The 7,954-nt window shown below is 31.6% G+C and carries 5 protein-coding genes and 1 pseudogene; 3 read left to right on the top strand and 3 right to left on the bottom strand.

What is annotated here, in order from left to right:
* From IAA47_05150 to IAA47_05140, 3 genes and pseudogenes are all read right to left on the bottom strand, one after another.
* Window positions 1-1,211: aspartate ammonia-lyase (locus IAA47_05150; GenBank protein MBU3842353.1), on the bottom strand; the 1,211-nt coding region annotated here is incomplete at its 3' end.
* Between the two features lie 443 nt (window positions 1,212-1,654).
* A complete protein-coding gene (locus tag IAA47_05145) occupies window positions 1,655-3,073 on the bottom strand; it encodes a type I asparaginase (protein ID MBU3842352.1) in 1,419 nt (472 codons plus the stop codon).
* A 16-nt stretch (window positions 3,074-3,089) separates the two neighbouring features.
* Window positions 3,090-4,107 (bottom strand): annotated as a pseudogene (locus IAA47_05140) (alpha-hydroxy-acid oxidizing protein).
* A 198-nt stretch (window positions 4,108-4,305) separates the two neighbouring features.
* Between IAA47_05140 and IAA47_05135 the strand changes: the two are divergent.
* From IAA47_05135 to IAA47_05125, 3 genes are all read left to right on the top strand, one after another.
* A complete protein-coding gene (locus tag IAA47_05135; protein ID MBU3842351.1) occupies window positions 4,306-4,569 on the top strand; it encodes an HPr family phosphocarrier protein in 264 nt (87 codons plus the stop codon).
* Window positions 4,570-4,647: 78 nt separating this feature from the next.
* Entirely contained in the window at window positions 4,648-6,375 is a 1,728-nt protein-coding gene (gene ptsP / locus IAA47_05130) for a phosphoenolpyruvate--protein phosphotransferase (protein ID MBU3842350.1), read from the top strand.
* A gap of 132 nt (window positions 6,376-6,507) precedes the next feature.
* On the top strand, window positions 6,508-7,791 hold the full coding sequence (locus tag IAA47_05125) for a histidine phosphatase family protein (GenBank protein MBU3842349.1): 1,284 nt from the start codon (window positions 6,508-6,510) through the stop codon (window positions 7,789-7,791).
* Window positions 7,792-7,954: the final 163 nt, after the last annotated feature.

The following is a 7,954-nucleotide window of genomic DNA, read 5'->3' as shown; positions in this document are numbered from 1 at the left end:
CTTCTATCTACCCAATATTTACAGTTTTCCTCTTGAGCAGTGATTCCTTTCAAGCAATTTTCTATAAAAGTAACAATTCCGTTTTTAAGAATCTCTATTGATTGGAATAGGTTAAAAAATAGAACTGGTTCAAAAACATTTAGTTCTAGTTGTCCAGCTTCAGCAGCCTTTGTAATAGTTATATCGTTACCAAATATTTGGAAACAAACTTGGTTTAATACCTCTGGGATAACTGGATTTACTTTTCCTGGCATAATAGATGAACCTGGTTGTTGTTGAGGAAGTAGAATTTCTGCTAGACCAGCTTTAGGACCAGAAGCCATAAGTCTTATATCATTAGCTGTTTTAGAAAGATTTACAGCACAAGTTTTTAAAGCTGAAGACAACCATACAAAGCTATCTAGGTTTCTAGTTCCATCTACAAGGTCGGAAGATTGTTTAAATTCAAAACCAGTAACCTCTGAAAGTATTCTTACAACATTTTTTACATACTCTACATCAGCATTAATACCAGTTCCCACAGCAGTAGCCCCCATATTTACATATGTTAACTCTTCAACGGCAGAAGAGATTCTTTTTATATCTCTAAGCACAGGTTGAGAAAAGGCTCTGAACTCTTGTCCTAGTCTAATAGGTACAGCATCTTGAAGGTGTGTTCTACCCATTTTTATGACATGGTCAAATTCTTCTCCCTTAGCTTGTAGAGTATCATAAAGATATTGTAAATCTGTAAGTAGGTCTTTTATAAGGAGTTGAACTGTAAGCTTTCCAGCAGTAGGTACAACGTCATTAGTAGATTGTCCATAGTTAACATGGTCATTAGGGTGGCATCTATCATATTTTCCAAGCTCTCCACCTAAAATCTCATTTGCTCTATTGGCAATAACCTCATTCATGTTCATATTCATAGATGTTCCAGCTCCACCCTGTATAACATCAGTTATGAATTGATCTCTAAATTTTCCAGCTATAATCTCATCAGCAGCTTGTATCATAGCCTCTTCTACCTCTTTAGAGATTACCCCAGCTTCATAGTTGGCTCTTGAAGTAGCTTTTTTTACATAGGCAAGGGCTGTAATAAATGTGTCACTAAGTGTATATCCTGTAATATGAAAATTATTTTTTCCTCTTAAAGATTGTACTCCATAGTAAGCTCCAGCAGGAACTTCTAAAGTACCAATCGAATCGCTCTCTAATCTAAATTTTTCCATTTTGAATTCCTCCAACTATTTAGAAATATATCTTATAATATTATGATACTTTTATTTTGATCTTTTTTCAATCAAAAAATAGAAAAATGATTTCAAAAAATATATTAATCATTTTAAAAAACATATATCATCTAAATAATTATATATAAAATAAATAATTTTAAAAATATATGTAGAAGAAATATAGAAAATAAAAATAAATTATCACAAAGAAATTTAGAAAGTATTGACAAAAAATTGTTTTAATTGTAATAAAATAAAATAAATTTTAATAAAAAACAGAAATAAAAGTTTTACACCAAAAATATAAAAATTTATTTTCTTTTTTATAGTTAAAGAAAATAAAATGGATAAAAAATAATCGAAAATTACTTGAAAATAAAAGAAAAAAAGATAAAATATGGATATTTTTAACCATAAATTATCTTTTTGAAAATTAATTATTATCTTAAATACTCTGAGAATATTGAAAACTTTATAGCCTCCATAGAGATTTTCATATTGCTCTGAACTTTTATTTTTAATTTATCATTTTTATCAATGATAGACTTTATAGTATGATTAAATATAGCGTGGAAGTTTTTCTTCTCACTAGGTAAAATCTTATTAATATTGTTATTAATCTTTAGTTGTTCACTAGAATTAGAGTTTTTACCTTCAATAGTAACAGAGATATTTAACTCTTCACTCCAGCTCTCTCTTTCAGATATATTTTTTATTCTCACAACAGCTTCTATAAGGTCCTCTTTCTTTAGTGAACTAGGAATCTCTAGTTCATATTCAAAGTTATCTGAAAAGCTATCTCTAAACTCTTCAGTAAGAAAATCATACTGGCTAATAGTTTGCTCTCCACACATATCTATCTGCATAAGTCTTTTGACCTCTTCAATAGGTAGATTTTTTCCTAAAAGATACATAAGCTTTGTAACAGCAGCTTCTGGGGTTAAGTCAACACCACTGATAACTCCTACATCTGTAAGTTTTGCACTAGCCTCATATAGTCCCATCTTTACAAATCCACGAGTACATTGAGTGATATCTACTATTACAATACCCTTAGATGAGATATATTCTAAGACATCTAAAAATTCCTTGTTAGTAGGGGCGTTTCCATTTCCAAAGGTTTTTAATACAACTCCTTTGATACTATTATTTTCAAAAATAGTTTTTAGGTATGCTGGTTTTAATCCTGGGAATAATTCTAAAACTATAACCTCACTATCAATTACAGCATCTACATAGAATTTTTCTTTAGTTGCAGGAAGTATTCTATTCTTAATAACTCTGATATCTGCACCAACTTCAGCTATAGCTGGATAATTAGGAGAGGAGAAACCAAAGTAATTTGTAGCATCTATTTTTCTAGAACGGTTACCTCTAAGTAGAGTATCCCTAAAGAATATACAAACCTCTGGAATAAGTTTTACTCCATAAAGCTCATTTCCAGCTATGTGTATAGCTGTGATAAGATTTTGTAAAGCATCACTTCTAGGAAATTGTAGTGGAACTTGGGAACCAGTTAAAACAACTGGTTTATCAAGATTTTTTAACATAAATGACAGAGCTGAAGCTGTAAAAGCCATAGTATCTGTACCATGTAAAATTACAAATCCTCTATATTTATCATAATTTTTAGAGATAAATTTTGCTATATCCTTCCAAGTCTCTGGAGACATATCGGAAGAATCTATCAAAGGATCAAATTGATAGTAATCTGTGGAGTATTTGTTTAGGATAGGGTGCTCCTTAGTTATTTCGTGCCAATCATTAGCTGGTCTTAAGGGACTATTAGGGTCATTTTCATCACTGTGGACCATTCCTATAGTTCCTCCAGTATTAATTATCATTATCTTATCTAACATCAATTTTATCACCTGATTATTTAGTTATAATTTTGTTAGGAACAGATTTTACATCTCTAGTTCCTGTTAAAATCATAGCTTGAGAAAGTTGAGATTTTAGGGTGTTCATAATAGTAGTTACTCCCTCTTTTCTTCCACCTATAGAACCCCAGATAAGAGGTCTTCCAACAAGTACTCCCTTAGCTCCCATAGCTAGATATTTTAAAACATCTACTCCCTCTCTTACAGAACCATCTGCTAAGACAGTGATTTTATCTCCTACAGCTTTTACAATATCTTCTAATACATCACAACTTGCTTGGCAGTAATCTAAGACTCTACCACCGTGATTTGATACTACAATAGTATCTACCCCAGCCTCTACACAGGCTAAAGCTTCATCAACACTCATAATTCCCTTTGCTATAAATGGAAGTTTTGTAGATTTTACTAACTCTTTTAAATCCTCTATAGATTTTGGACCAACAGGTTGTCCAAATAGTTTCATAGTAACAAGTCCAGCTCCATCTAAATCTACACCTACAGCAATAGCTCCAGCTTCTTCAGCCATCTTTATTCTTTTGATTATCTCCTCATTACTTCTAGGTTTTATAATAGCTATTCCAAGTCCGCCAGCTTTTTTTATAGCCTTTAGTCCAAATTCATAACAAGTAGGGTCTCCAGTATCTCCTATCATACCTATACTACCAGCTTCTAAACAACCTTCTATAATATCGTTACAGTATTCTTCCTCTGTAACTCCTCCTCCCATATTAAATTTTGTACCTGTAATAGGGGCACCAAATACTGGAAAAGATAGTTCTTTACCAAAGAAAGAGCAAGTTAATTCTGGCTCAGTAGCACTATGTATTGTTCTAAGAACAAGTTTTATTTTTTTTTAAATTTTCATAATTTATCTTAAATGATGAACCAGTACCTGTTCCTCCCATACCAGGAACCTTACCAGCACACCATATACCATCACAAGTTTTACACAGATTACAATATCCTTTCATTTTTTCACGAGCATTTTCTTTTAGAATTTTTATATCCAATTTAATCCATCTCCCTTAAATAGTGATAAATTTCTTACTTTTTATGATATACCATTATAATTACATTGTCAATTAAAACAGAACAAATTAATAATAAGTTGATAACTTATTCAAAAAAAAATTGACAAATTTTGGAAAATAAAGTAATCTATTGATAATGAGAGAATTTTTATAAAGTTAAGAGAGGGTGGAAGAAACATGACAAGTAAAACTGTTGAAATTACAAACGAAACTGGATTACATACAAGACCAGGAAATGAGTTCGTTAGCTTAGCTAAAACTTTTTCTTCTCAAATAGAAGTTGAAAACGAAGCTGGAAAGAAAGTTAAAGGAACATCTCTATTAAAGCTACTTTCATTAGGAATAAAAAAAGGTACTAAAGTAACTGTATACGCTGAAGGTGCTGACGAAGCTGAAGCAGTTGAAAAATTAGGAGACCTTCTAGCAAACTTAAAGGACTAATTTTATGATGGAAGGTACTTGTAAGAAGTACCTTCTTTTTTTTAAAAAATTTACGAATAATGAATGTGAGGAAAAAATATGAGTAAAATAGTTAAGGGTATTGAAGCATCTCCTGGAATAGCAATAGGAAAAGTATTTTTATATCAAGAACAAGAATTAGTAATTGACTCAAAAAGAAAATGTGATGCTGATTGCGAAAAAGAGAGATTACTAAATGGTAGAGAAAAATCAAAAGAGCAACTATTAAAAATCAGAGAAAAAACTGCACAAAAATTAGGTGAAGATAAGGCTGCTATATTTGATGGACATATTACATTACTAGAAGATGAAGACTTATTTGATGAAGTTGTAGATATCATAAAAGATGAAGAGATATGTGCTGAGGCAGCTCTTCAAAGAGGTATTGACGATTACTGTGATATGCTTGCTAACTTAGAAGATGAGTACTTAAGAGAGAGAGCAGCAGACTTAAGAGATATCGGAAAAAGATGGTTATACAACGTAGCTGGTGTTGAGATATTAGATTTAGGTTCATTACCTCCAAACACAGTAATAGCTGCTAAAGACTTAACTCCATCTGATACAGCTCAAATAGATCTACAAAACGTAGTTGCTTTCATAACTGAAATAGGTGGAAAGACAGCTCACTCATCTATCATGGCTAGATCATTAGAGTTACCAGCAGTAGTTGGAACAGGAAATATCTGTTCATTAGTTAAGAGTGGAGATAACGTTATAGTTGATGCTCTTAAAGGAGATATCATAATTAATCCTACTGCAGAAGAAGTAGCTAAATATCAAGAGAAGAGGGAAGCTTTCTTTGCTGAGAAAGAGTTATTAAAACAATTAAAAGATAAAGAAGCTATATCAAAAGATGGGGTAAAAGTAGGAGCTTGGGCTAATATTGGATCACCAAAAGATATCGATGGAGTATTAAGAAACGGAGCTCAAGGAATAGGACTATACAGAACTGAGTTCTTATTCATGAACAACGACAGATTCCCAACAGAAGATGAGCAATTCGAAGCTTATAAGATAGTTGCTGAAAAAATGGAAGGAAAACCTGTAACTATAAGAACTATGGATATCGGTGGAGACAAATCTCTTCCATACATGCAATTACCAAAAGAGGAAAATCCATTCCTTGGATGGAGAGCAATCAGAGTTTGCTTAGATAGACCTGAAATCTTAAAAACTCAATTTAGAGCATTATTAAGAGCATCTGCTTTTGGATATATCAAAATCATGCTTCCAATGATTATGGATATAACAGAAATCAGAAGAGCTAGAGCAATATTAGAAGAGTGTAAAGCTGAGTTAAGAGCAGAAGGAGCTAAATTTGATGAGAATATAGCTCTTGGAATAATGGTTGAAACTCCAGCAGTTGCTTTCAGAGCTAGAAGCTTTGCTGAAGAAGTAGATTTCTTCTCAATCGGAACAAACGATTTAACTCAATATACATTAGCAGTTGATAGAGGAAATGAAAACATTTCTCACCTATACAACACTTATAACCCAACTGTATTAGAAGCTATAAGAATGGCTATAAAAGGAGCTCATGAAGCTGGAATAACTATCTCTATGTGTGGAGAGTTTGCTGGAGACGAAAACGCTACTGCTATTCTATTTGGAATGGGATTAGATGCTTTCTCAATGTCAGCTATATCTGTACCTAGAATTAAGAAAAACATCATGGCTTTAGAAAAAGCTAAATGTGAAGCTTTAGTTGAAGAAGTAATGGCTCAAAAAACTCCAGAAGAAGTTTTAGCTATTGTAAAGAAATTCAATAAAGAAAACTTAAAATAATTAAAATAAATCGAGTTTAATTTCTCCTTTGATGAAAAAAGAGAGATTTTTCATTTATAAATTGACTTTTAGCAAATAAAAGAGTAATATTAGTTAAAGAGATTTATAATTATGAATTTAAAGGAGAAAGATATGGGATTAAAAAATAAAATGTTATTGTTTATGATTATTAGTACTGGGGTGTTTGCTGATGCAGATGATTTAAAATATTTAGGAACAAAACAGCCCTATAAGCACAAAGAGGTAAAAGTAAAAACTCCAAAGGGATATGAGCCTTTTTATATTAACCATATAAGTAGACATGGTTCAAGACACCTATCATCATCAAAATATGATAAGAGTGTATATGAGCTTTTAGTTTTAGCTGAAAATGAGGGAAAACTTACTTCTAAAGGTAAAAAATTAAAAGAAAAAGTTGCTAAGATATTAGAGATAGAAAAGGGAAATTATGGATTACTTACTCCAGTAGGTGTTAAAGAGCAAAAGGGAATAGCTAAGAGAATGTATAAGGAGAATAAAGAGGTTTTTGGAAGAGAGGTTGATGCAGTTGCAACTTATGTAACAAGAGCTCAACAAAGTAGAGATGCTTTCTTAAAAGAACTTTCAAAATATACACCAGACACTAAGTTTAAGGTATCTACAAATGGAAAAGATGATATAGAATTAAGATTTTTCGATATATCACCAGCATATTTAGAGTATGAGGAGAAAGAGCCTTGGAAAGCTGAATATAAGAAATATGCTAAAACTAAGAACTACACAGATAGAATTCTAAAACAATTCTTCACAGAGGATTTTATAGCTAAATTAGAGAGTGGAGAGATACAATTAAAATCTGAAGAGGGAAAAGTTATCTTAAAAAGTGCTGATGACGCCGTATCTAATCTTTATGACCTATATGTACTTCAAGCTGATATAGGAAAGGATTTAGGAATAGGAAAATATTTCACATCTGAAGAGTTAAAATGGTATGATGAATTAGATAATATAAAAACTTTCTATGAAAAAGGACCAGGAATGACTGGAGAGAATATAGCTACTGATATAGCAACACCTCTTTTAAAAGATTTTATAGAGACAAGTGATAGTGCTATAGCTAATCAGAATATCTCTGCTAATTTAAGATTTGCCCATGCTGAGACAATAATTCCATTTATCAGTATAATGGAGATAGAGGGAATGTCAGAAAAACAAGATGATATGTCAAAGGTTTACCAAACATGGAATGGAAGTGAAGTTTCTTGTATGGCGGCAAATGTCCAATGGATATTTTATAAAAATGAGGCTGGAGATATACTTGTAAAGATACTTCACAATGAAGAGCCAGTATCAATTCCTGTAAAAACTGATATAGCTCCATTCTATAGATGGGATGATGTAAGAGATTTCTATACTCAAAAGTTATCAGTAAAGTAAAAAATAATAGTTACTCCTTAGCTATATTTTTATTGTAACTACTCAGCTATGAGTTTTTACAAAAAATAAAAATAGCCAAATAGAGGGAGTTTTCAACATTTTTGTTGAAGGCTCCCTTTCTATTCAACTACTGGTAACATAATTTCGCATAAATCAAATATAC

This window comes from Candidatus Fusobacterium pullicola, from assembly GCA_018883725.1.
GTDB lineage: Bacteria > Fusobacteriota > Fusobacteriia > Fusobacteriales > Fusobacteriaceae > Fusobacterium_A > Fusobacterium_A pullicola.
Note: the sequence above shows the minus strand (reverse complement) of the source record. Positions and strands in the feature narration are given on the sequence as shown.

Bases quoted from the DNA above. Each gene is read 5' to 3' on its own strand.
- IAA47_05145 (MBU3842352.1), bottom strand. From the start codon at position 3,073: ATGTTAGATAAGATAATGATAATTAATACTGGAGGAACTATAGGAATG.
- IAA47_05135 (MBU3842351.1), top strand. From the start codon at position 4,306: ATGACAAGTAAAACTGTTGAAATTACAAACGAAACTGGATTACATACA.
- ptsP (MBU3842350.1), top strand. From the start codon at position 4,648: ATGAGTAAAATAGTTAAGGGTATTGAAGCATCTCCTGGAATAGCAATA.
- IAA47_05125 (MBU3842349.1), top strand. From the start codon at position 6,508: ATGGGATTAAAAAATAAAATGTTATTGTTTATGATTATTAGTACTGGG.